Annotated in this window: 19 protein-coding genes; 17 read left to right on the top strand and 2 right to left on the bottom strand. The window is 44.2% G+C overall.

Annotated elements, in window-relative coordinates:
- Positions 1-30 precede the first annotated feature (30 nt).
- The 17 genes from ACPYIV_RS19595 to ACPYIV_RS19675 all read left to right on the top strand — a co-directional run bounded on the left by ACPYIV_RS19595 (position 31) and on the right by ACPYIV_RS19675 (position 23410).
- A complete protein-coding gene (locus ACPYIV_RS19595) occupies positions 31-1974 on the top strand; it encodes an ATP-binding protein (protein ID WP_293734814.1) in 1944 nt (647 codons plus the stop codon).
- A gap of 106 nt (positions 1975-2080) precedes the next feature.
- A complete protein-coding gene (locus ACPYIV_RS19600) occupies positions 2081-2959 on the top strand; it encodes a cell division protein FtsX (protein ID WP_293734813.1) in 879 nt (292 codons plus the stop codon).
- Between the two features lie 4 nt (positions 2960-2963).
- A complete protein-coding gene (locus ACPYIV_RS19605; protein WP_293734812.1) occupies positions 2964-3206 on the top strand; it encodes a DUF3098 domain-containing protein in 243 nt (80 codons plus the stop codon).
- Positions 3203-4003, top strand: a complete 801-nt coding sequence (locus ACPYIV_RS19610) for an undecaprenyl-diphosphate phosphatase (RefSeq protein ID WP_301704179.1) — start codon at positions 3203-3205, stop codon at positions 4001-4003. The genes ACPYIV_RS19605 and ACPYIV_RS19610 overlap by 4 nt, the downstream gene beginning before the upstream one ends.
- A gap of 2 nt (positions 4004-4005) precedes the next feature.
- Positions 4006-4716, top strand: a complete 711-nt coding sequence (gene truB, locus ACPYIV_RS19615) for a tRNA pseudouridine(55) synthase TruB (RefSeq protein ID WP_301704180.1) — start codon at positions 4006-4008, stop codon at positions 4714-4716.
- 36 nt (positions 4717-4752) lie between these two features.
- The gene (queA, locus tag ACPYIV_RS19620) at positions 4753-5802 is read left to right on the top strand and encodes a tRNA preQ1(34) S-adenosylmethionine ribosyltransferase-isomerase QueA (protein WP_293734809.1); all 1050 of its coding nucleotides are present in this window, start codon (positions 4753-4755) and stop codon (positions 5800-5802) included.
- 12 nt (positions 5803-5814) lie between these two features.
- Positions 5815-6273 (top strand): 2-amino-4-hydroxy-6-hydroxymethyldihydropteridine diphosphokinase, encoded by a 459-nt coding sequence (gene folK / locus ACPYIV_RS19625; protein WP_293734808.1) that lies wholly within the window; start codon positions 5815-5817, stop codon positions 6271-6273.
- Positions 6270-6461, top strand: coding sequence for a hypothetical protein (locus tag ACPYIV_RS19630; RefSeq protein ID WP_293739548.1), 192 nt, complete (start codon positions 6270-6272; stop codon positions 6459-6461). The genes folK and ACPYIV_RS19630 overlap by 4 nt, the downstream gene beginning before the upstream one ends.
- 259 nt (positions 6462-6720) lie before the next feature.
- Positions 6721-8007, top strand: a complete 1287-nt coding sequence (metK, locus tag ACPYIV_RS19635) for a methionine adenosyltransferase (RefSeq protein ID WP_425884732.1) — start codon at positions 6721-6723, stop codon at positions 8005-8007.
- Positions 8008-8142: 135 nt separating this feature from the next.
- Complete coding sequence (locus tag ACPYIV_RS19640; RefSeq protein ID WP_425884734.1) at positions 8143-11055, top strand: M16 family metallopeptidase; 2913 nt, start codon at positions 8143-8145, stop codon at positions 11053-11055.
- 117 nt (positions 11056-11172) lie between these two features.
- Positions 11173-11508 carry an RNA polymerase sigma factor gene (locus tag ACPYIV_RS19645; protein ID WP_425884736.1) on the top strand — a complete coding sequence of 112 codons (336 nt, stop codon included), beginning with the start codon at positions 11173-11175 and terminating at the stop codon, positions 11506-11508.
- Complete coding sequence (locus ACPYIV_RS19650; protein ID WP_425884738.1) at positions 11456-11794, top strand: sigma-70 family RNA polymerase sigma factor; 339 nt, start codon at positions 11456-11458, stop codon at positions 11792-11794. Before ACPYIV_RS19645 ends, ACPYIV_RS19650 begins: the two co-directional genes overlap by 53 nt.
- A 54-nt stretch (positions 11795-11848) precedes the next feature.
- Positions 11849-12865 (top strand): FecR family protein, encoded by a 1017-nt coding sequence (locus ACPYIV_RS19655; protein WP_299361267.1) that lies wholly within the window; start codon positions 11849-11851, stop codon positions 12863-12865.
- Positions 12866-13158: 293 nt separating this feature from the next.
- Positions 13159-16383, top strand: a complete 3225-nt coding sequence (locus ACPYIV_RS19660; protein WP_425884740.1) for a SusC/RagA family TonB-linked outer membrane protein — start codon at positions 13159-13161, stop codon at positions 16381-16383.
- A 19-nt stretch (positions 16384-16402) separates the two neighbouring features.
- Complete coding sequence (locus ACPYIV_RS19665) at positions 16403-18190, top strand: RagB/SusD family nutrient uptake outer membrane protein (RefSeq protein ID WP_293733250.1); 1788 nt, start codon at positions 16403-16405, stop codon at positions 18188-18190.
- Between the two features lie 107 nt (positions 18191-18297).
- Complete coding sequence (locus tag ACPYIV_RS19670; protein ID WP_425884742.1) at positions 18298-21255, top strand: glycosyl hydrolase; 2958 nt, start codon at positions 18298-18300, stop codon at positions 21253-21255.
- Between the two features lie 46 nt (positions 21256-21301).
- On the top strand, positions 21302-23410 hold the full coding sequence (locus ACPYIV_RS19675) for a hypothetical protein (protein WP_425884744.1): 2109 nt from the start codon (positions 21302-21304) through the stop codon (positions 23408-23410).
- A 98-nt stretch (positions 23411-23508) separates the two neighbouring features.
- Here the strand turns inward: ACPYIV_RS19675 and ACPYIV_RS19680 are convergent, their stop codons facing one another.
- Together ACPYIV_RS19680 and ACPYIV_RS19685 are read right to left on the bottom strand one after the other, a co-directional pair.
- On the bottom strand, positions 23509-24297 hold the full coding sequence (locus ACPYIV_RS19680; protein WP_293733247.1) for an ABC transporter ATP-binding protein: 789 nt from the start codon (positions 24295-24297) through the stop codon (positions 23509-23511).
- A gap of 3 nt (positions 24298-24300) precedes the next feature.
- Positions 24301-25047 (bottom strand): MlaE family ABC transporter permease, encoded by a 747-nt coding sequence (locus ACPYIV_RS19685; protein WP_293733246.1) that lies wholly within the window; start codon positions 25045-25047, stop codon positions 24301-24303.
- Between the last annotated feature and the right edge of the window lie 252 nt (positions 25048-25299).

Consider the following 25299-nt stretch of genomic DNA (forward strand, 5'->3'; position numbering starts at 1 on the left):
TTGCGGGCTATACTTGAAAAAGAAAACAGCTTGAGTGCTAAATGTGCCGTTTTGGACGAGATCAGTTTCCTTTTTGTAGATTCGACTACGGAAATTGCGGCATTGGATAGTGCGCTTCATGAGATTCTGCATTCGCGCGATACCGCTATGATTTATGAAGCTATATCGAGCATGGGGCGTTTCTATTATAACAATAACAGGCAGGAATCCCTTTACGATCTGATGTCCCGGACTGAGGCGATTGCTTCCGATAGTAAAGAATACCGGAAGCTTTACTATGATATAAAGACCTATATTTCGCAATCGAACCTTTGGGGAGGAAAATATGGAGTTGCCATAGATATAGCACTTGAAACCTATAATAAAGCGCGGGGTGAGCAGGACAAATATGGGATTGTTTGCAGCGCCGAGAGCTTAGGAGGCATTTACAAATATTTGCGGAAAGACAGTGATGCCGTGACGATATATAAGGAAGGTTTTGAAATTTTAGACAAGGAAAACGGCAATACCGGGTATAAAATGCAATATGTCGGTGATATTCTTGAGTCTTTACTCCGGTTGAAGCGGCTGTCTGAATGTGAAACATATATAGCCCGGTATGAAGATTTGTTGGAAAAATGGAAGAAAGAAGGGGAAAAATTAAACTACTCATATCCGGTTGATGCCAATATCTGTCAGTTGCTTGTGTATAAGGCTGATCATGCGATCAGTACGGGAAATGCCGGTGAAGCGTATCGCTATTTGGAAAAGGCTGATGCGAATGGAGGGGCTGAAGAAGATCCTTATGTCGGATATCAACTTAATTTTGTCAAAGCCCGGTATTATGAATTGATCAAAGATTATAAGAAAGCCTTGCATTATGTAAATATTGTCCTTGAGACAGATGAATATGAAGAAGTTCTCTTGTTAAAGGCGGAGTTATTGGTGCATGAGGGCGATATGGAAGGTGCCTTGGCTGTTTATAAACGTCTGTTGGAGGTTGTCGGCTATAAGCACGACATGACGTTTACGAACCAGATCAACCGCTTTTACTCGCTATATGATTTGAACAGGCAGAAACTGCAGTCGAAGGAAATCGAATTGCAAAAGACGAAACTCGTCGCAAAGAATAAGCAGTTGCTTTTTCTTTCTGTGTTGCTGATCCTGTTAGTCGGAATGGCGTATGGTTTCTATCGTTTATACCGTAGGCAGTTGCGGTTGAAGAAGGTAATAGAACAGGAAAAAGAGTCGCTGCTGGATTCGGAGAAGAAATTGCGTGCCGCAAAAGAAGATGCCGAGCGTGCCAATGCTTCGAAGAGTTTGTTTATCGCGAATATAAGCCATGAAATCAGGACCCCGATGAATGCTATCGTGGGTTTCTCCCAACTGTTGGCTGCCGAAGATTATTCGAAAGAGGAGAGGATGTTGTTTATTGAAACGATCCAGAATAATTCGGATCTGCTTTTGAACCTGATAAATGACGTGTTAGATCTTTCCCGTATAGAATCAGGGAACATGAAATTTATCCTTAAAGAAGTCGATTTGAAGCAGTGCGTCCAGGAGACGGTCAAAAGTGTGGCGCATCGTGTTTCGCCGGGTGTCAGCTTGCTATTGGATTGCCCTTACGATTCTTTTAAATTGAATACAGACCCGCTTCGCTTGCAGCAGTTATTGATAAACTTGCTTTCGAATGCTGCGAAGTTTACGGAAAAGGGAAAGATCGAGTTGTCGGTGCAAGTCGAGGAGGAACAACGGCAGGTTCGCTTTGTGGTGACAGATACGGGATGCGGTATTTCACCGAATATGCGGGAGAAGATTTTCGAGCGCTTCGAGAAGTTGGACGAATATAGCCAAGGAACCGGGTTAGGATTGTCTATCTGCCGGCTCATAGCGGATCGCCTGAAAGGTGAAATCTATCTGGATGTGGCTTATACCGGGGGAGCCCGGTTTGTTTTTATCCACCCGTGCTCGGGACTTGTAGTTAAAGAATTGTAAAGCAACCGCTATTTCATAAATTATTTGTTCTTTTGCAGAAAAATTGGGAGGTGTGTTCTCTGAACACATCTCCTCACTTTATTTAATAACAATAAGGTTCTGTCTAATGGCTGAAAGTAAAAAGGTTAGTTCTGTTTCTTTCTTTAATTCTCGTCTGACTTCCATTATAAGTATCGCATTGGTACTGTTTTTGCTTGGACTTGTCTTTCTGCTAGGGTTGTTGGGAAACAAACTTTCCGTATATGTGAAGGAGAATATATCGTTCTCGATCGTGCTGAAAGATAACCAGAAAGAGGCGGATATAAAGAAAATGCAAAAAACGTTGGATGCCTTGCCTTATATCAAATCGACCGAATATATCTCGAAAGAGCAGGCTGCAAAGGAATTGGAAGAGGAACTGGGCGAAAATCCCGAAACATTCCTGGGCTTTAATCCGCTGCAGGCTTCCATAGAAGTGAAATTGCATTCGGAATATGCCAACGCGGACAGCCTGCAACTGATTGAAAAGAAAATAAAAAACTATACTTCCGTTTCCGATTTGCTTTACCGGAAAGATATGATGCAGATGGTGAATGACAATGTGAAACGTGTCAGCCTGATCCTGCTGACCCTTGCCGTGATGCTGATGGCGATCTCGTTTGTACTGATCAGTAACACGATCCGTCTGCTGATTTATTCCAAACGCTTCCTGATCCATACGATGAAGCTGGTGGGCGCTACGCCGGGCTTTATCCGAAGGCCGTTTGTCCGGTATAATGTGGTCAGCGGTATTTTTGCATCTATCCTTGCAATATTAATGCTGACGGGAGCGTTGTATTATTTACAGAACGAATTATCCGGTTTTATTCAGCTGCTGGATATTAAAGCGTTGATAATTGTGTATGCCGGCGTGTTGGTAATGGGCATTTTGCTTTCGGTTACAGCTACTGTTTTGGCGGTGAACAAGTATTTACGAATGGGTGTTGATAAATTATATTATATATAAATGTATGGCTAAGAGAGATTTCGCTTTTGGAAAAGAAAATTTCATTTTGATCGCTGTTGCTGTTGCTATTATCGCGATTGGTTTTATGTTGATGAGTGGTGGCGGTTCGCAGGACCCGGCGGGTTTTAATCCTGAGATTTTCAGCTCCCGCCGTATTGTTGTGGCTCCGGCTGTGACAGTGATCGGTTTCGTGTTGATGATTTTCGGTATTTTGAAGAACAGCAAAAATAAGGAAGTAACAGAATGAGTTGGTTTGAGGCCTTGGTGCTGGGGATTGTTCAGGGACTTACGGAATACTTGCCGGTCAGCAGTAGTGGACATCTGGCTATCGGTTCTGCCTTGTTTGGGATTCAGGGAGAAGAAAATCTGGCTTTTACGATCGTTGTCCATGTTGCGACTGTGTTTAGTACGCTGGTGATTTTATGGAAAGAGATCGAATGGATATTCCGTGGCTTGTTTAAGTTCAAGATGAACGCAGAAACTCGCTATGTAGTCAATATCCTGATTTCAATGATTCCTATCGGTATTGTAGGCGTGTTTTTCAAGGATACGGTGGAAGATATTTTCGGATCGGGACTGCTGATCGTCGGTTGTATGTTGTTGCTGACGGCTGCTTTGCTTGCATTCTCCTATTATGCCAAACCCCGCCAGAAGGAAAATATCTCGATGAAGGATGCTTTTATCATCGGTTTGGCTCAGGCTTGCGCCGTGATGCCGGGACTTTCCCGCTCCGGAACAACGATTGCGACCGGTTTGTTATTAGGTGACAATAAAGTGAAACTGGCCCAGTTTTCATTCCTGATGGTGATTCCCCCGATTTTGGGTGAGGCCTTGCTGGATGTTATGAAAGCGCTGAAAGGTGAAGTGGTGGCAGGCGATATTCCGGCTCTGTCATTGGTTGTCGGTTTTATTGCCGCATTCGTTTCGGGATGTATCGCCTGTAAATGGATGATCAATATCGTAAAGAAGGGAAAGCTGATTTATTTCGCCATCTATTGTGCAATTGCAGGTTTGGTGACAATCGCCTGTACGTTACTTAAATAAGAATGGATTTTATAGCAGGAGAAGTATTATATTTCAATAAGCCTTTAAAGTGGACCTCTTTTGACCTGGTGAACAAGTTCCGCTATAAGTTATCGCGGAAACTGAAGGTGAAAAAGATTAAAGTAGGGCACGCCGGAACATTGGATCCACTGGCGACAGGGGTGATGATTGTTTGTACAGGCAAAGCCACCAAGAGGATCGATGAATTTCAGTATCAGACAAAAGAATATGTCGCTACCTTGAAGTTGGGCGAAACGACTCCTTCTTTTGATCTGGAAAAAGAGATAGACGGAGTATATCCGACAGAGCATATTACCCGTGAGGAAGTAGAGAGGGTACTGCAGTCGTTCGTTGGGACGATCCAGCAGATACCGCCGGTTTTTTCGGCTTGTAAGGTGGATGGTAAGCGGGCGTATGAGCTGGCGCGCAAGGGTGAAGAGGTGGAATTGAAGTCTAAGACGCTTGTGATCGATGAGATGGAGTTGTTGGAGTGTGACCTGCCGGTTATCAAGATACGGGTGGTTTGCAGCAAAGGTACTTATATCCGCGCTTTGGCACGTGACATAGGTGTCGCCCTTCAGTCGGGCGCCCATCTGATTGCTCTCGAACGGACTCGTATCGGAGATATCACATTGGACAAATGTATGTCTCCGGATGATATAGATGCCTTTTTAGATGAAAATGTCACAATCGGGAAAGATTGTGAGGATTAATAATGATAAGAATAAAACAAAAATAGAATTTACATTATGAAGCTGTCGAAATTCAAATTTAACTTACCGCAGGAGCTGATCGCTCTCCATCCGGCAAAGAACAGAGACGAGTCCAGGTTGATGGTTATCAATCGTAAGACCGGAGAGATCGAACATAAAGTATTCAAAGACTTACTGGGCTATTTCGGAGAAAAGGATGTGTTTATTTTCAACAACACAAAAGTTTTTCCCGCCCGTCTGTACGGAAATAAGGAAAAGACAGGTGCTCGCATCGAAGTTTTTCTGTTGCGCGAACTGAACGAAGATCTCCGTCTTTGGGATGTATTAGTGGATCCCGCCCGTAAAATCCGTATCGGTAATAAACTGTATTTTGGTGAAGATGATTCGATGGTGGCTGAAGTGATCGACAACACGACATCACGTGGCCGTACTTTGCGTTTTCTTTATGACGGAAACCATGATGAATTTAAAAAGGCTTTATATGCATTGGGCGAAACTCCGCTGCCTAAATATATTGACCGTCCTGTGGAAGCGGACGATGAAGAACGTTACCAGAATATTTTTGCAACGGAAGAAGGGGCTGTGGTCGCTCCTGCCGCAGGTCTCCATTTCAGCCGTGAACTGATGAAACGCCTTGAGATCAAGGATTGCCAGTTCGCTTATCTGACACTGCATTCCGGTCTGGGAAATTTCCGTGAAATCGATGTGGAAGACCTGACCAAGCATAAGATGGATTCTGAGCAGATGGTCGTAAACGGGGATGTCGTGAATATCGTGAATACGGCAAAGGATAACGGACGCCAGATTTGTGCAGTCGGTACTTCCGTGATGCGTGCCATCGAGACGGCTGTCAGCACCGACGGCCACCTGAAAGAGTTTGAAGGATGGACCAATAAGTTTATCTTCCCGCCGTATGACTTCAGTGTAGCGTCGAGCATGATCACAAACTTCCACATGCCGCTGTCCACCTTGTTGATGATGACGGCCTCTTTTGGCGGATACGACCTGATCATGGATGCTTATGAGGTCGCATTGAAAGAAAAATATAGTTTCGGCGCTTATGGCGATGCCATGTTGATCCTGTAAAAACGGGTGCTTATGGCGATTGCATACCTGGGCTTGGGAACCAATATCGGGAATAAGCGACGGAACATGATAACAGCCGCAGCGTTGTTAGCTGAAAGGGTGGGAGATATTCTCGCCCTTTCCGGTTTCTATGAAACGGAGCCGTGGGGGTTCGAGTCGGAGAACTTTTTCTTGAATGCAGCTGTTAAATTAAAGACTTCTTTTTCTCCGTTGGAGTTATTGCAAATCACTCAACAGATAGAAAAAGAACTGGGCCGTACGGAAAAAAGCAACGGAGCGTACCACGACCGCATTATCGATATCGATATCTTACTATATGACGATGAAGTCTTGCGAACTCCGCAGCTAACCTTGCCGCACTCTCTTATGCACGAACGGAAATTTGTAATGGACCCTTTGTCCGAGATTGCTCCGTTTGTTGTACATCCTGTATTGAAAGAACGTATAATAGATTTAAAAGAACGATTATGAATGATAAAGAAAAGATACTGACCGGTGGTGGCATGGTCTTTAAAAAGAAAGCCAAAGATGAAAATGCCGATGAGAAAAAGCTTAAATTTTCGGACTTCCTGCGCGGAACACATAAGTCCGGTTCTGCGAAAATGAAAGCCGGGTTTAAATATAAAAAAGCACTGCGCAACACCAAGAAGAAAAAATAATTAACCATTTATACTTCATAATTCAAAATTATGGAGTATTTTTGCGTCCGAATTGATGTGGATAGATTTGTATTGCTTGCAACCACAGGAAAAAATGCTAAAAACAAGCCTTTATATTACTGCCGTCCGGCAAAGCAAATTTCCCTCGTCAATCCATTAATTTGATTTATTAACCGTCAATTGTAAATTGTCTGTTGACTTTATTGGGTTTCTCTTTTAATTTTCAATTTTCAATTTTCAATTTTCAATTAAAAAAACGATGAGTTATTTATTCACCTCCGAATCGGTGTCCGAAGGGCACCCCGATAAAGTAGCCGATCAGATATCGGATGCTTTGCTGGATGAGTTCCTGGCTTATGACAAGAACTCTAAAGTTGCTTGCGAAACCCTTGTAACAACCGGACAGGTTGTCTTGGCTGGAGAAGTAAAATCAAGTGCTTACGTGGATGTACAGGATGTAGCCCGTAACGTGATCGAAAAAATTGGTTATACGAAAAGCGAATACCAGTTTGAAGCGAAATCATGTGGCGTGTTCTCTTCTATCCATGAACAGAGTGGCGACATTAACCGTGGTGTCGAGCGCGAAGATCCCTACAACCAGGGTGCAGGCGACCAGGGTATGATGTTCGGTTATGCTACAAACGAAACTGAAAACTACATGCCTCTGGCATTGGATCTTTCACACAGCCTGTTGTGGGAGCTTGCCGGGATACGCAAGAATGAAAACGACCTGATGCCTTACCTCCGTCCGGATGCGAAGAGCCAGGTAACGATTGAATATGATGACAACGGAAAGCCGTTACGCATCGATACGATTGTTGTTTCCACGCAACATGATGAATTTATCACTGCAAAAGGCATCACACAGGAAGAAGCGGATCTGGCTATGCAGAAAAAGATCGCTGAAGATGTTAAGAACATCCTGATCCCGCGTGTAAAGGCGCAGTACCCGGCTCATGTTCAGGCTTTGTTCAATGATGATATCATCTATCATGTGAACCCGACCGGAAAGTTCGTGATCGGTGGCCCTCACGGCGATACCGGTCTGACGGGCCGTAAGATCATTGTTGATACATACGGTGGTAAAGGTGCTCACGGTGGCGGCGCATTTTCCGGAAAAGATCCTTCGAAGGTAGACCGTTCTGCTGCTTATGCCGCTCGTCATATCGCGAAGAATCTGGTTGCCGCCGGTGTGGCTGATGAAATGCTGGTACAGGTCTCTTATGCAATCGGTGTTGCTAAACCTATGAATATCTTTGTCAATACATTTGGCCGTGCCAACGTGAAAATGACAGACGGAGAGATAGCTGAAAAGATCTGGAACCTGTTCGATATGCGTCCGAAAGCAATTGAAGAACGCCTGAAACTGCGTAATCCGATCTACCTGGAAACTGCTTCTTATGGCCACATGGGACGTAAACCGCAGATTGTGACAAAAACATTTACGTCTCGTTACAATCCGAAGCCGACCATCTGCGAAGTGGAATTGTTTACCTGGGAAAAACTGGATTATGTCGATAAGGTAAAAGAGGCATTCGGCCTTTAATATAACCTTTGTACGAACATATATTAGCTCCCGTCTGAAAAAAATCGGCTCTTGTCCCGTTTTTTTTCGGACGGGAGCTATTTTTGTTTTAAATTTCATATATTTGACGCATGTAATTATCTAAATCTAAATTTTATGCGTAAAACGATTCAGTTTCTTCAGTTAGCCTTTATTCTCTTCCTGGCTACTGCATGTGCAGAGACTTCCCCGTTTAAATACGAGTCGGTCCCGAACGATCCTCTGAAAGCCCGTATCTATACTTTGGATAACGGCTTGAAGGTCTATATGACTGTGAATAAAGAGACCCCGCGTATTCAAACGTATATCGCCGTTCGCGTGGGTGGTAAAAACGATCCGGCCGAAACGACAGGTCTGGCGCACTATTTTGAACATTTGATGTTCAAAGGAACTCAGCAGTTCGGTACGCAGAACTATGAACAGGAAAAACCGTTGCTCGATCAGATCGAACAGCTTTTCGAAGTGTATCGTAAGACGACCGATGAGGCAGAACGCCAGGCTATTTATCATCAGATCGACAGTGTTTCCTATGAGGCTTCGAAATTGGCAATTCCGAATGAATACGATAAACTAATGTCCGCTATCGGGGCAACCGGAACAAATGCATATACTGGTTTCGACCAAACGGTCTATGTGGAAGACATTCCTTCCAATCAGATCGACAACTGGGCGAAGATACAGGCAGACCGTTTTGAAAACAACGTAATCCGTGGTTTCCATACGGAGCTTGAGACGGTGTATGAAGAGAAGAATATGTCTCTTACCAGTGACGGCCGTAAAGTGTATGAAGCTGTTCTGGCCTCTCTTTTCCCTGATCATCCTTATGGGACGCAGACTGTCCTCGGGACACAGGAAAACCTGAAGAACCCGTCTATCACGAATATCAAGAACTACCATAAGACCTGGTATGTCCCTAATAATATGGCCATCTGTCTGTCCGGAGACTTTGATCCGGACCAGATGATCGAGACGATCAATAAATATTTCGGCTCTTTGAAACCGAATCCCGATCTGCCTAAACTGCCGGTAACACACGAATCTCCGATTAAAACGCCGGTGGTAAAAGAAGTGTTGGGTGTCGATGCCGAAAATGTGACATTGGGTTGGCGTTTTCCGGGAGCTGCTTCTCCTGACCAGGATTTGCTGGATCTGACTGGCGAAATTATCAATAATGGTAAAGCTGGTTTGTTGGATGTCGACTTGGTCCAACAACAGAAAGTGCTAAGCTGCTATGCCGGAACATACGGAACGTCTGATTATAACGCATTTGTTATTAGTGGCCGTCCGAAGCAGGGACAGACATTGGACGAAGTAAAAGATCTTTTCCTGGCCGAAATCGATAAGCTGAAGAAAGGTGAGTTTGACGAAGGTTTGCTGGAGGCTGCTATCAATAACTATAAACTGATGCAAATGTACCGGATGGACCGTAACGACGGCCGTGCCGATATGTTTGTCTCTTCTTTCATCGACGGTGTCGATTGGAAAGACGAAGTCGCTTCACTGGACCGTATGAGCAAAGTGACGAAGCAACAGATCGTTGATTTTGCCAACAAGTACTTCGGCGACAACTATGCGCTCATCTATAAGAAACAAGGTAAAGATCCGAACGAAAAGAAGATCGAGAAACCCAAAATCACACCGATCGTGATGAACCGCGACAGTTCAAGTATGTTCCTGAAAGAAATCCAGGCTTCAAAAGTCGCTCCGATCGAACCGGTATTCTTGGATTATGATAAGGATTTGCAGAAACTGACTGCTAAATCCAATATTCCGGTACTGTATAAAGAGAATACTACCAACGATATCTTCTCTCTGATGTATGTATTCGATATGGGTACGAATAATGACAAGGCAATGGGTACTGCTTTCGAATATATGAAATATTTGGGTACATCAAAAAAGAGCCTGAAGGAAATCAATGAAGAGTTTTATAAATTGGCTTGTTACTTTAACGTATTCCCCGGTTCGGACCGTACTTATGTGATGCTGGAAGGTTTAAAAGAAAATATGCCGAAAGCAATGGCACTGTTTGAAGAAATTCTGGCGGATGCACAGGTCAATAAAGAAGCCTATGAAAACCTTGCCGGCGATATCCTGAAAAAACGGGCTGATGCTAAGTTAAATCAGGGACAGAATTTCAATAAACTGATCCAGTATGCTATCTGGGGTCCGAAATCTCCTGCCACAAATGTACTGACGACTGCCGAATTGCAGCAGATGGATCCGCAGGAATTGGTTGACCGCATTCATAAGATCAATTCATTCGATCATAAGATCTTATATTATGGTCCGGAAAAACCGCAGGCCGTTCTGGATATCATCAAACAATATCATAATGTCCCTGACCAGTTACAGCCGGTCCCGGCAGCTATCGAGTTCAGCCAGCAGGAAACTCCTGAAAATAAAGTTTTGCTTGCCCAGTACGATGCGAAACAAATTTATTTCTCCGCAGTCTCTAACCGGGGTGAAAAGTTCGATCCGGCTATCCAGCCTACATTGGATATGTATAACGAATACTTCGGTGGTGGCATGAACGCGATTGTATTCCAGGAAATGCGTGAATCGCGTGGTTTGGCCTATTCCGCAGGAGCTTACCTGATTGCTCCGTCCAAACTGAAATATCCGTATGTGTACCGAACGTTTATCGCAACTCAGAATGATAAGATGATCGATGCGATGAATGCATTCGATGAAATTATCAATAATATGCCTGAATCAGAAAAGGCATTCAACTTGGCTAAAGAAGCTCTCATCACCCGTTTGCGTACGGAGCGTATTACCAAATCCGACGTTCTCTGGTCTTATCTGAATGCTCAGGATTTAGGTCTGAATACCGACAGCCGTAAGGATCTTTTCGAAAAAGCCCAAACGATGACATTGCCTGAGATCAAGTCGTTCCAGGAAAAATGGGTAAAAGGACGTACTTATATCTATTGTGTATTAGGCGATGAAAAGGATCTCAATCTGAAAGGCTTGTCACAATACGGTCCGATCCAGAAGCTGACACAGGAAGAGTTGTTCGGATATTGATTGTCGTAATCTCTTATGGAGGATAACCTCCTCTGAATAATCTTACCCAAGTATATAGTTTATTGTATATACTTGGGTAAATTTGTCTAATGCAAATTTATAAAAAAACGACATAAAATGAGAGTTAATGAAGATTTACTGAAACGCTTGAAAGTTGGTGACGAAAAAGCTTTTGAGGATTTGTATTGGACTTACAACCCTCAGGTGTATAACTTCATCAACTCTTTATTGTTTGATAAATCTCTCGCAGAAGATTTGACACAGAATGTCTTTCTGAAAATTTGGGAAAAGCACGAGCAGATAGAACCTGAGTTAGGGATCACGGCCTACCTGTTTACGATTGCCCGGCATTTAGTTTTTAAGGAGACGGAATTCCGTCTGTCTCAACATGCAACGTTGCATGTTGAGACAGACGGAATTCCGTCTGTCTCAACATGCAACGTTGCATGTTGAGAATATTGATCTAAGTGATAATTCAAGAGAAGAAGAACAACACGACACCAATTCCCTTCTTGAGTATATAGACCATTTAATAGAAAATCTACCTCCCGCCCGAAGAGAAATATTTCGTTTAAGCCGCCTTGAACAACTTTCTAATAAAGAAATTGCCCATAAATTATCCATTTCCGAAAAAACGGTGGAGACACAGCTTTATCGTTCTTTTCAATATTTACGTTCTAAACTGCCTTCAGATAAAAGATGGCTACTCCTTTTTTGTTATTTGGTTAATCAGTGTTAAACATAAACGCCTTTGTAAGTGATTTTTCTTTATAGGGGATATACAATATAGAGGATGGAAAGAAAAGATATATACATAGAGTTGCTGGACCGCTTTATGCGTGGTGAACTTCCTGCCGAGCAGGAACATGAGTTGTGGACCTGGTTCAGGCAACCTGGAATTCGTGAACTGTTGTTCCAACATTACCGCCAATTTTGGACAGAGGCGGAGGGAAAAGAACTTCCGGTTGAAATTCAGAATCGTATGTTCCGGAATATTCAAAGTCGGATACATACGGAAACAGAGGGAAAGAAGGAACCAAGATCAGTTCGAAAGCTACAGTTCCGCCAGTGGTTGCCCTATGCGGCGGCTGTTGTGTTTCTATTAGGCTTTGCAACTTTTGTCCATCTATATATGAATTTGGTGGATCAAACGGCAAATTATTCGTTGCAGAACTATAAAGTCTTAGTTGATAAAGGACAGAGGGCAAGTGTCATATTGCCGGACGGTACAAAGGTCTGGTTGAATTCTCATACGGAATTAACCTATAATGGTGATTACGGGAAAAAGAATCGTCAGGTTGTTTTGTCGGGAGAAGGCTATTTTGAAGTGGCAAAAGATTCCACTTCCCGATTTATAGTGAAAGCAGGAGAAATGGAGGTCGAAGCGTTAGGCACTACATTCAATGTAAAAGCTTATCAGGAAGATAAAGAGTTGACAACAACTCTTTTTGAAGGAAAAGTCCGTACATCGGTAGGAAAGGATGAAGTCATTTTGAAACCTGATGAGAGTTTGAGCTTTGATAAGTCTTCACGCAGAATGATCGTCTCCGACGAGCTCGCGGCTTATGCCCGGATGTGGAAAGATAATGAGTTGGTTTTTAAGGGAGAGACGATGGAAGAGGTCGCCGTGATGTTGGATCGTTTATATAATGTCAAAGTGCGGTTTGCCTCTGAAAAGGTAAAGCGTTATCGTTTCTCAGGAGTTATAAAAAATAATAGCTTGGAGAATGTGATTGAATTAATTAGTCTTACAGCACCGATTGTATATAAAAAGGTTGGTGGAGAGATTATTATAGAGGAGAGAAAATAATAAAATAAAGTGTTAACAATAAACAGAATGCCTATGGGAAAGAGAGTATGAAAAACACAGGTGCATCTATGGTATAGACACACCTGATAATTATGCAATGTAATTTTGCAAATTTGAAATCTTCGCTTCTCACCACTTGATTTCGTATGCAAAGTTACCTTTTAATTTATTACTAATTAATGGAGAACTTTAAAAAAATGAATACCTTAAAGAATTTATTAAGGAAAGGAATCACAATTGGAAGTTTTTGTCTTGTTTCGGGTACAATACTTTCTGCGCAGATATCCTTATCCATGCAAAACAAATCCACTCGCGAGGTGATTCGCGAAATAGAAAAAGTAAGTGATTACCGATTTTTCTACAATGACAATTTATCCGGTCTGAATACAAGAATTACGATTTCTGCTCAGGGAGGAAATATCCGGGATCTGCTGGAACAGATTAAGCAACAAGCCCAAATCACTTATATTATTAAAGAAAACAACCAAATAGTACTTTCTGCACCCGGTTATGTTTCTTCGTCTACCCAACAAAGCACCCGGAAAATTACCGGTGTTATTAAGGATCAGAGCGGTGAACCGGTAATTGGTGCTAATATAGTTGAAAAAGGGACAACAAATGGAACGATTACGGATATCAATGGACAATATTCGCTTGAAGTGAGTTCGAATAGCATTCTGGTTGTCTCTTATATCGGATATATTACCCAGGAAATTCCTGTCGGAAACAGCAATACGTTGGATGTATTATTAAAGGAAGATACGGAGACGTTGGATGAAGTAATCGTTATCGGTTATGGAACGACAAAAAGAAAAGACTTTACCGGTTCTGTCAGTTCCGTTAGATTGGAAAATTCTCCGATTGCCCTGTCGCCGAATTTGAATGCATTGGAATCTCTGAAAGGGAATGTCTCAGGTTTGGATATTGGCGCGACTAATTCCGCCGGTGGAGAGCCGAGCATGCAAATGCGTGGACAAAAGTCTATTTCGGGTTCGAATGATCCGTTGATCGTTGTGGATGGAGTGATTTTTATGGGTAGTATCAATGATATAAACCCGAATGATATCGCTTCGTATGATATATTGAAAGATGCGACATCTGCTGCTGCCTATGGTTCCCGTTCCGCAAATGGTGTGATTATTATTACGACTAAAAAAGGAAAAACAGGAAAGCCTGTTATCACTTTTAATGCTTCGGGTAGTATGCAGACCTGGCAGAATAAACCGGAGTTGATGAAAGGAGAACAATGGCTCGAATCTGTTATGGCCCGGAATAATAGTTCGGATTTAAGTTGGTTAAAGCCTCAGGAATTGGCAAATATGGAAGCCGGTAGGGAAATAAATTGGTTGGATGCGTCAACCCGCACAGGTTGGGTACAGGATTACCAGGTTTCTGTTTCCGGAGCCGGAGAAAAAATGAATTATTATTTGTCTGCAGCCTACTCGGATAATCAAGGTGTGGTTATCGGTGATGATTATAATCGAATTACAGCTTTAGCAAAAATCAACACGGATATAACGAGCTGGCTGCAAATCGGAGTAGATGCAGCCTTTACAAAGTCGGACTATTCCGGAGTAGGAGCCAATGTTGGAGAGGCAACGCAAACGTCTCCTTATGGCGTGATGTATAGAAATGAATCGGAAAAATTGTTGGAAAAGTTCCCATATACACAATCAAGTGTAAATGCTTTGTGGGACACCGACAGAAGTGTTCGGGACAATAAGGACATCCGGAATAATTTCCGTGCCAATGCTTATGCTGTTGTTAAGCTTCCTTGGGTTGAAGGATTAAGTTACCGTTTTAATTATGCCGGTAACTTAAGCAAAAATCAGTCCGGAGATTTCTATTATGAGGGGTATTTTGTCAAGGAAGGCGCTTATGATGACGAAAATCGTTATTCTCCGTCCACGCTCCAAAGTTTATTGACAAGTGCGAATGGAAAAATCAATAATAATACAACCGATAGTTGGGTGATCGATAATATCCTGAATTATAAAAACTCATTTGGAAAGCATACGATTGATCTGACTGCTGTCGCAACGCGCGATAGGAAAAAATATGAGAAAATAGAAACTACCGGATCAAACTTCGCTGCAAATGGAAATACGACTTTGGGGCTTAACGGGCTGCACAAAGCGACAGTCCAGAAAGTAAATATGGATAATAATCAGCGTTCCAACATCGGATATTTGGGACGTGCCTCTTATTCATACGATGACCGTTATTTCTTTACCGGCTCTTATCGTCGTGATGGAGCTTCTGTTTTTGGAGCTAATCAGAAATGGGGAGATTTCTTCGCTTTTGGTGGCGCTTGGAGATTGAGCAGCGAAAAGTTTATGGCTCGGACTTCTTTCTTGGATGATTTGAAATTGAAGGTGTCATGGGGTAAGAACGGTAACCAGGGATTGGATCCTTACGGAACATTGTCTACTATCAATAACGGGGCTTCCGGAGGTGTCCGTTATGAATTCGGAGGGAGCGATATTATTTATGGATTGAATCAGAAAGCTCTTGGTAATGCCAATTTAGGCTGGGAAACGACAGAATCTTGGAATACTGGTTTTGAATCTGCTTGGCTGGGTAATCGTTTGTTTGTGGATCTGGACCTTTATTTTTCAAAGACAACGGATCAGATATTCACGAGAGATATCCCCGTTATGACCGGCTTTAAGAATATGAAGTCTTCTATGGGGCAGGTAAATAACAGAGGTGTGGAATTGACGATTCGTTCTGTGAATATCGATACGAAAGATTGGCATTGGATGACGAACTTAACATTCTGGTTGAACCGTAATAAGTTAACCCATTTGTATGGCGATGATCTGGATGGTGACGGTAAAGAAGATGACGATATTTCAAACTCACGTTTTATCGGTAAACCTTTAGGTGCTATCTATGGCTATCAACAAGATGGTATAGTCCAGGAAGCAGACGCCGAATATATGAAAGCGAACGGAGCAACTCCGGGTATCCCTAAATATAAAGATATGGACGGTGATGGAGTGATCACTTCATCCGACCGTGTTATTTTGGGCTATTCAACTCCAAACTTCAAGTTGAATATGAGCAACACGGTTACGTATAAGAATTGGGATTTGTATTTTATGCTGACCGGGACATTCGGTGGTGGCGGATACTATCAAAAATCAAATAAAGGAGCTTATTTGACCAATGGTTCAGGGAGATTTAATACGAATGGCATTTATATCCCTTGGTGGACTCCGGAGAATAAGAGCAACGAATATCCCGCAGCAACCTTTAATGGGGATGGCGGACGTTTCCTGGGATTGCAGAATCGGGCATTCGTACGTTTACAAGATGTGACTTTGTCATATACGTTTCGCGAACCTTGGGTGCAGAAAGTGAACATCCAAAACCTGAAAGTATTTTTTACGGCGAAGAATTTATTTACGATAACTAATTGGCAAGGTGGAGATCCGGAAGTTGGGGTTACCGTTAGTGAAAACACCTATCCGGTATTGACTTCTTTCTCTTTAGGCGCTAATATCAGTTTCTAATGGCTAAAATAATATAGAAATGAAAAACTTATTAAAATATAGTGTTTATGGTCTGCTGAGTGTCGGTTTGCTCGGTAGTTGCAATGATTCCAAGTTTTTGGAAGAAGATCCTGAAACATTTTATACGATAGATAATGTCTTCTCTACTTCCGAACAGGTAGACCAGGTTCTGGTAGGTTGCTATTCTCACATACGTGTCATGATGTGTATGGTTGAAGAGAGCAATACAGCCTTTGTCTTTCGTGGTGGAAACGGGACGGACATGTTTGACGTGGCTACTATCCGTCGCAGTAACCGTTTCAATGACTATAGTATATTGAATTCGACATCAGAGGTATTTTATACGAACTATTCACATTGGTATCAGTTGATATCAAAAGCGAACCTTGCTCTGTATGCGGCAGAACTTCCGCAGATTTCCTGGAGTTCGGATGCTGAAAAATCGTATGCAATAGCCCAGGCCCGCTTTTTCAGGGCTTTTGCCTATCGGAATTTAGGTGAATTATATGGAGGCGTGCCACTTGTAACGGAAATTACGACAACTCCGCATTATGATTTTAAGCGTAGCAGTCGTATTGAAACCTATCAGTTTGCAATCGATGAGTTGGAAGCGGCCCTGAATGATTTGCCGGAGACTACCGGAACCACGGGACGTTTGGTCAGAGGTGCTGCCCTGCATAACCTTTGCCAATTGTATCTTGATAAAGGTATCGCTTTGGAAGAGGAAGGCAAGAGCGGTGAGGCTCCTGCTGCTTACCAGCAAGCGATTGCCTATGGTAATGATGTGATTGACAGTTCGGTCTATAGTTTGATGACGGAACGTTTCGGTTCCAGAGCAAATGAAGATCCGGTTTATTATTATGCAACGGCGGAAGATATGCAGACTCCCGAACATCTATATTCAGCAGCCGGTTATCCGGTAGAAGGGAATGTTTATTGGGATTTGTTTCAAGAAGGGAATCAGAATTACCAGGAAGGTAACAAAGAGGCTATTTGGGTAGCCCAGATTGACTATGATGCTTATAAAGCGGAGGATGGACAGTCTAAATTGCAGTATTCCCGTTCTTTCGGCCCTGTTTACAGAGATCCCATGTCGGCTCATTTGAATTCGACAATGGAGGATGTCGGAGGACGTGGCATTGTACAGATAACTCCGACAGAATATACGAGAGATCTTATTTATGAAGGCAAATGGGGAAAAGATTTGCGTAATTCGGAAGCCGTTCTCAGGCGTACTTTATTGGGAAATATGCCTTCTTCTCCTTATTATGGTGTACCGGTTCCTTGGAGCGTTATTTATAAGGAAGGGGAGAGCCAGGATGCGAGAGACGGTGCATGGACACAATGTTTCCCGATCTCCTGCAAAATATCAACGGATAAGTACAGAGGCCTGAATGCAGGGGAAAACAGAAGCAACCTGTTCCGTGACGAGTACCTGATCCGTTTGCCGGAAACCATTTTGTTGCGTGCAGAAGCCAAGATGCGATCCGGAGACAATGCCGGCGCGGCGGATGATATTAATTTGCTGCGTAAACGTGCGCAGTGTGACTATCTGGTGAAAGCATCGGATGTGAATGTAGACTTGATCCTGGACGAACGTGCCCGTGAGCTGGTGTATGAAGAGTGTCGTTGGAATACCTTGTTGCGCATGGGTGGAACAGTTGCCGTAGATCGGATTAAGAAATACGCTTACTGGGATGATCCGAGAACGACATTGACCAAGCATTTCAATTTATGGCCGATTCCCCAGGTTGTGATCGATACGAATAAGGATATCGTAATGGAACAAAATCCGGGTTGGGACTAACCGGTCAGTATAGTGATTTTTACTAAGACCCGCTAAAGTTTTATGAATCAGACAATGAATAAAATTTTAGCGGGTTTGATTATTAAGATAGATAATAGATGTGAGCGATGAGTTGGAAAACAATATGTTGGGAAGCGATATTACTCGGCTTCCTCTTTAGCTGTGCGGGTTCGGATAATCAACCTGTAGATAGGAATTTACAAATTGACTATGACTATTTGAAAAGCAATTTCCAGCAACCGGATAAAACCTATGGCGTCAATTGCTGGTGGTGGTGGCTGAATGGAAATGTGACAAAAGAAGCTATTACAAAAGATTTGGAAGCAATGAGATCCCGGAATTTCCAGGGAGCGATGATCTTTGATGCCGGCGGACATAATCAGCGGGGGAACAAGGATATCCCTGCCGGGCCGCTTTTCGGTAGTAAGGAATGGACGGATCTTTTTGTTTTTGCTTTGGATGAGGCTAAGCGTTTAGGGTTGGAAATCGGTTTCAACATCCAGAGTGGCTGGAACCTGGGCGGTCCGTGTGTTACTCCGCAGTATGCGGCCAAGCAACTGACTTATTCCGAGCAAAAGGCCGCAGGAGGAAAAACGCTCCGTTTGCAGTTGGCGGAACCTGAAATCCATAAAGGATTCTATAAGGATATCGTGGTCCTTGCTTTCCCGGCGAATAAAGAAAACAAAACGGACGAACCTGTCAGTAATCTGGATCTGAAATTAGGCTTCCACGAACTGGGAGGTTCTGCTCCGGACTGCCGTTTCTTGTTGGAGAACAGTTCGCATGGCAGAGAAAAGAAACAGGATAAAACGATCTGTCTTGTCGATAAGGCCCGGATAGTCGACCTTACAGGAAAGATGGATGAAAAAGGCTTGCTTAGCTGGGACGCTCCTGCCGGCGACTGGAATATTATGCGTATCGGTTATACCTGCACCCAGTCCGAAGTTTCGACCTCCAGCAGGGATTGGCAAGGCAATGTATTAGATTATATGGATCGGAATGCATTCGATTATTATTGGAATACGGTTGTTGAACCGATCCTTCAGGCGGCGGGTGAAAAGCATGTCGGCTCGACATTGAAGTTTATGGAGACGGATAGCTGGGAGTGCGGAGGAATGAACTGGACGGATGCTTTCGCCGATGAGTTCCGTTCGTATTGCGGATACGATTTGAAACTATATTTGCCTCTTATTGCCGGGCATGTAGTGGACAATATCGATGCCTCGAATGCTTTTCTGGCTGACTTCCGCAAGACGATAGGCCATCTGGTCGCCACGAATCATTATGCCCGCTTTGCCGAACATGCCCATCAGCATAATATGGGGATTCAACCGGAGTCGGCAGGACCCCATGCCGGGCCGTTGGACGGTATTAAGGATTATGGCTTCAGTGATATTGTGATGAGCGAGTTCTGGTCGCCTTCCCCGCACCGTCCGCGGCCGCAGGACCGTTTCTTTATCAAGCAGGCCTCTTCCGCCGCTCATATTTACGGAAAGAAGATTGTAGGAGCCGAGTCTTTCACGACGATCGGTCCGCATTGGAACGATGAACTGTGGCACGATCAGAAGTCGGCATTCGACCATGAAATATGCGCCGGCCTGAACCGCGTGTATTTCCATACCTTTACTTGTTCCCCCGCGGAGCAGGGAATACCGGGACAGGAATATTTTGCCGGTACGCATGTGAACCCGCGTGTTACCTGGTGGAGCAAGTCGGCCCCTTTCATCGATTACATGCATCGTGTACAGATGTTGGCGCAGGAAGGAACGTTCGTCGCCGATGTCCTTTATTATTATGGCGATCACGTCCCGAATGTCTATCCGTTTAAGCATTCGGATATGCCCGGTGCGATGTTCGGTTTTGATTACGATGTGACGGATGAAAATATTTTGATGAAATCGGATGTCGAAAATGGAGATATCGTTGTGCCGGGCGGCAGGAAATATAAAGTGCTGGTTCTGCCGGATCACCGGATCTTGTCGTTGCCTGTGTTGGAGAAGTTGGAAACGCTGGTAAAAGAAGGAGCCTCTGTTCTCGGTCCCAAACCACAGAAAGCAGTATCATTGGCCGGAGGTGAGAAGGGAGTTGCCGAATTCAAACAATTGGCAGATCTGCTTTGGGGAGCGGCAACCGGAACAACGGGACAGAATAAATACGGAAAGGGGCTTGTCTCTTGGGGAATAAGCGCCAGGGAATATCTTCTATCCCGGAACCAACCGGTTGATTTTGCTGTCGAAGGAAACGATAGTAAGACGGATTTTGATTACATCCATTATGTAGTAGGTAATACCCATGTTTACTTTGTCAGCAATCAGACGGCAGAACGGCAAACGGTCAACGCACGTTTCCGTGTTTCAGGACTACAGCCGGAGTTATGGGATGCCCTTACCGGAGAAATACGTGATGCCGGAGCTTTCACCCAGAAAGAGGAAAAGACGGTCGTTCCCTTAGCGTTGGAACCTTACGGTTCTATATTCGTAGTGTTCCACAAGGTGATCGACCGGAATGAGCAAGGAGTGAAAGCCTGCAATGATCCTGATTATGAAGCCCTGCAAACGTTGGATGGCGCCTGGACCGTCAATTTCGATCCGAAATGGGGAGGCCCGACATCCGTCGTTTTCCCCGAACTGATAGACTGGACGACACATCCGGATAAAGGAATCAAATATTATTCGGGAACGGCAGTCTATAATAAGAAATTTACCGCTAATTTTGAAAAGAATCCGGCAAACCGGTATTTCCTGCAACTGGAAAATGTAAAGGATGTCGGGATTGCCTCTGTCCGTATCAACGGGAAAGACAAGGGAGTTGTCTGGACAAAACCCTTCCGTGTGGATATAACAGACGGCTTGAAGGAAGGAGAAAACGATTTGGTAGTGGAAGTTACCAATTCCTGGTTTAACCGGGTCGCAGGTGACGAGATATCGGTGGGGCCGGCCAAATATACACAAACGAATGTCGTTTTGGGAAATGACTTCAGAGGAAATGCCGTGTCCGAGATTACGTTGGAACCTTCCGGCCTGTTGGGACCAGTGACGGTGCGGGTTGCAGTGGAACGAAAGTAGGAGACTGAATCCCAATGATGTAATATCTTCAAAAAGGAAGTAGGATATGAATATAAAAAGATTGATTATGGTCGCTTTCTTGTTTGCCTGCTGTGGTGAGGGAGTGGCGGGAAGTAACAAGATAGACCGGAAAGCACTTGTCACGCGTCATAATGTGACGCAGACGCAGATTGACAAATATTCTCCACTTTCCGTCGGGAACGGACGCTTCTGCTATACAGCCGATATAACGGGAATGCAAACCTTTCCGGAATTGTACAGGGCTGGGATTCCCTTATCGACAATGTCGGAGTGGGGTTGGCATAGTTTTCCGAATACGGAAAACTATCAGCTGTCTGAGGTCTTCAAATATGTGGATGCTTACGACAAGAAAGTCCCATATCCGATCGGCTCTTCTCCCGGCCATGAATATCTTCGCGCCAATCCCCATCAAACGGGATTGGCTCTGATCGGTTTGCTGAAGGCGGAAGGAAAGACGCTTTCGGAGAATGAACTGAGTGAAACTTTTCAACAGTTGAATGTTTGGAAAGGAACCTTGGAAAGCCGTTTTAAGCTGTCCGGCTCTCCTGTCGAAATCACGACACTTTGTCATCCGGATAAAGATGAGTTGGCCTATCGCTTGAAATCTCCTCTCTTTTCCGAAAAGAAGTTGGGCGTGCGGATCTGCTTCCCATTTCCCAGTGTCGCATTTGGAAAGGAACCGGCTGTCTGGGACAAAGAGGACGGCCATTGGTCCGGGATCATCCGAAGCGGTGAAAACGATTGGATCATTAAACATCAGACGGATGATTTTGTCTATTATTGCCGTATACGGACATCCGTGAAGGCGGCTCTGAGAGAGACATCCCGTCATGACTATTCCCTTGAATTGCTTTCCGGTAAAGACGAATTTACGCTGTTGGTCGATTTTTCTACAGATGAAAAGATATTGAATACATCCGGTGATTATGCCTCTGCTGTCCGAGCAAACGGACAGGCATGGGAAACTTTCTGGATGAGCGGCGGCGCTGTCGATCTGTCGGGCAGCAAAGATCACCGTTGGAAAGAGCTGGAGCGCCGGATTGTTCTGTCGCAGTATCTGACCGCCATCCAGTCCCGGCAACAGTATCCGCCGCAGGAAACGGGCTTGACCTGCAATAGTTGGTACGGCAAATTCCATCTGGAGATGCATTGGTGGCATTCTGTGCATTTTGCACTATGGGGCCGGTCTGCCTGCCTGTCGAATACCTTAGACTGGTATAAAGAGATTGTTGAAGTGGCGGAATCGTATGCTGCCACGCAGGGATATAAAGGTGTACGTTGGCCGAAGATGATCGGGCCGGACGGCGTGGAGGCGCCTTCCGGTGTCGGCCCCTTATTGGTCTGGCAACAGCCGCATCCGATCTTTTATGCGGAATTGCTTTACCGGGAAAATCCGACACGGGAGACATTGGACCGGTTCGGCGACCTGATAGATGCGACAGCCGAATTCATGTACGATTACGCTCATTGGGATGCCTCCCGGAAATGCTTTGTTTTGGGACCTCCGATAATCTCCGCCCGTGAAGGAAACAGTGGAACATTCCGGGACAATATCAATCCTACTTTCGAACTGGCATATTGGAGTTGGGGCTTGAAAAAGGCGAATGACTGGAGGGAACGGATGGGGCGGAAACGGAATGCCGATTGGGACCGGATGGCAGATCAGATGGCTCCCTGGCCCATTGTCAAGGGTGTCTATGTCGAGGCTGAATCTGTGTTGGAGAAAGACGGGGGACATCCGACTCAATTGGCCGCTTACGGTTTCCTTCCTGCATCGGCTAACTTGGATAAGGAGGTTATGCGTAAAACCTTGCGTCATGTCCTGGACAATTGGGACTGGGCTGAAACCTGGGGATGGGATTTCCCTTTAATGGCCATGACTGCGATCCGTTTGAATGAACCGGAATGGGCTTTGGAAGCCTTGTTGAAGAATGTTCAGAAAAATACTTACTTGCCTAATGGACACAATTTCCAGAATGAGGGACTTCCGCTTTACTTGCCGGGAAATGGCGGACTGCTTACCGTTGTCGCAATGATGTGTGCCGGTTGGGATGGTTGTGAGGAAGAGAATCCCGGATTTCCTAAAAACGGACAATGGGATGTGAAATGGGAAAGCTTGAAACCCGTATTTTGAAGGTATAGATAAAATAGGCATCGAAAAAGAATCCGATGCCTATCCCTTTCCAATCCGATGCCCGTGAATTTTTCATCTGGTGGGCATCGGATCTTTCTTTATTTTGCTTTCATTTCTTCTTCTTTCATTTCTTCTTCCTCGACCTCTTTCACCTTACGGAACAGGTCGGAAGCGAAGATAAAGTCGTTCAACGCTTTATTCTTGGAAGTAATAACCTCCTTGCTGTTGCCCTGCCACTCTTTCACGCCTTCTTTGATGAAGATAATGTTTTCACCGATGTTCATGACGGAGTTCATATCGTGCGTGTTGATGATAGTCGTCATTTTGTATTCGGCGGTGATATCGTGGATCAGATCGTCGATGATGAGCGAAGTCTTGGGGTCGAGGCCAGAGTTCGGTTCGTCACAGAACAGGTATTTCGGGTTCAGGGCGATCGCACGGGCAATAGCAGCGCGTTTCATCATACCGCCGCTGATCTCGGACGGATAGAGATGGCCGGCTTCCGACAGGTTGACACGATCCAGACAGAACAGCGCACGTTTCAAACGGTCTTTGTACGTATCGTTTGAAAACATATCCAGCGGGAACATGACATTTTCCAACACCGTCATGCTGTCGAACAAGGCAGATCCCTGAAACAGCATACCCATTTCACGGCGCAACATGTTCAGTTCATGCTTGCCCATCGAGGTCAGATCACGTCCGTCGTACAGGATTTCTCCTGAGTCCGGGCGCATCAATCCGATAATATTTTTAATAAGGACCGTCTTACCGGAACCGCTTCGCCCGATAATCAGGTTTGTTTTTCCTGTTTCGAAGACAGCGCTGATATCATTCAGGACAACCCGTCCTTCAAAGGACTTAGTAATATGTTTTACTTCTACCATTCCTTATGTCAACATTATATTGGTTAATAGTACGTCGGCGAGCAGAATCATGATGCTGCTCATAACGACCGCGTTCGTACTGGCTTTACCTACTTCCAGCGCACCGCCTTTTACATTATAACCGAAATAAGCGGCTATGGATGAAATTATAAACGCATACACTACGGATTTAATGATGGAGTACCAGATGTAGAACTCATTGAAATAGAACTGCAAGCCATATTCGAAAGAGGCGGGTGTCATACCCGTTCCCGTGGAATGGCTGGCTGCGATACCTCCCAAAATGCCGGTGAACATACTGAAGATAACCAGTACCGGAATAAAAGTCATCATGCCGACCATCTTCGGCAGGATCAGGAAGTTGGCGGAGTTTACCCCCATAATCTCCATCGCGTCGATCTGCTCCGTCACACGCATGGTCCCGATCTCGGAGGCTATGTTACTACCGACTTTACCTGCCAGGATCAATGACATAATGGAAGAAGAAAATTCCAGCAGGATAATTTCACGCGTCGTATATCCGATCGTGAATTTAGGGATAAGCGGCGAACTGATGTTCAGTGAAATCTGGATAGCGATAACCGTACCGATAAAAATGGAAATGATAATAACAATCCAGAGCGAATCGACTCCTAATTTGTATATTTCTTTTATCAGCTGCTTGAAGAACATGCTCCACCGGTTTGGGACGGAGATGCATTTCGCCATCAACATGACATATTCACCTACTTGATGTAATGCTTTATTCATTATTTTATATTTCTATTCAATTACAGTCTGCAAATATAACGCAATTCTGGGAACAACTGTTCATTTCAGGCTTGATACTTCTGGTTTGTATTTAATCTAAACTGGGGTGTAATTCAATAGGAACGCATATAAATAGCCTGTTTTATGTTTTCAGTAACAAGCCGATTTCGGGCTTCCAACAACTGCTGTAGGTTCATTTGGGTGGTGTCGCAGTTGCCATATATGGAATAATTCTATTTTGATACAGGTTAT

The sequence above is a fragment of the Parabacteroides vesiculifaciens genome, from assembly GCF_049860805.1.
Lineage (GTDB): Bacteria > Bacteroidota > Bacteroidia > Bacteroidales > Tannerellaceae > Parabacteroides.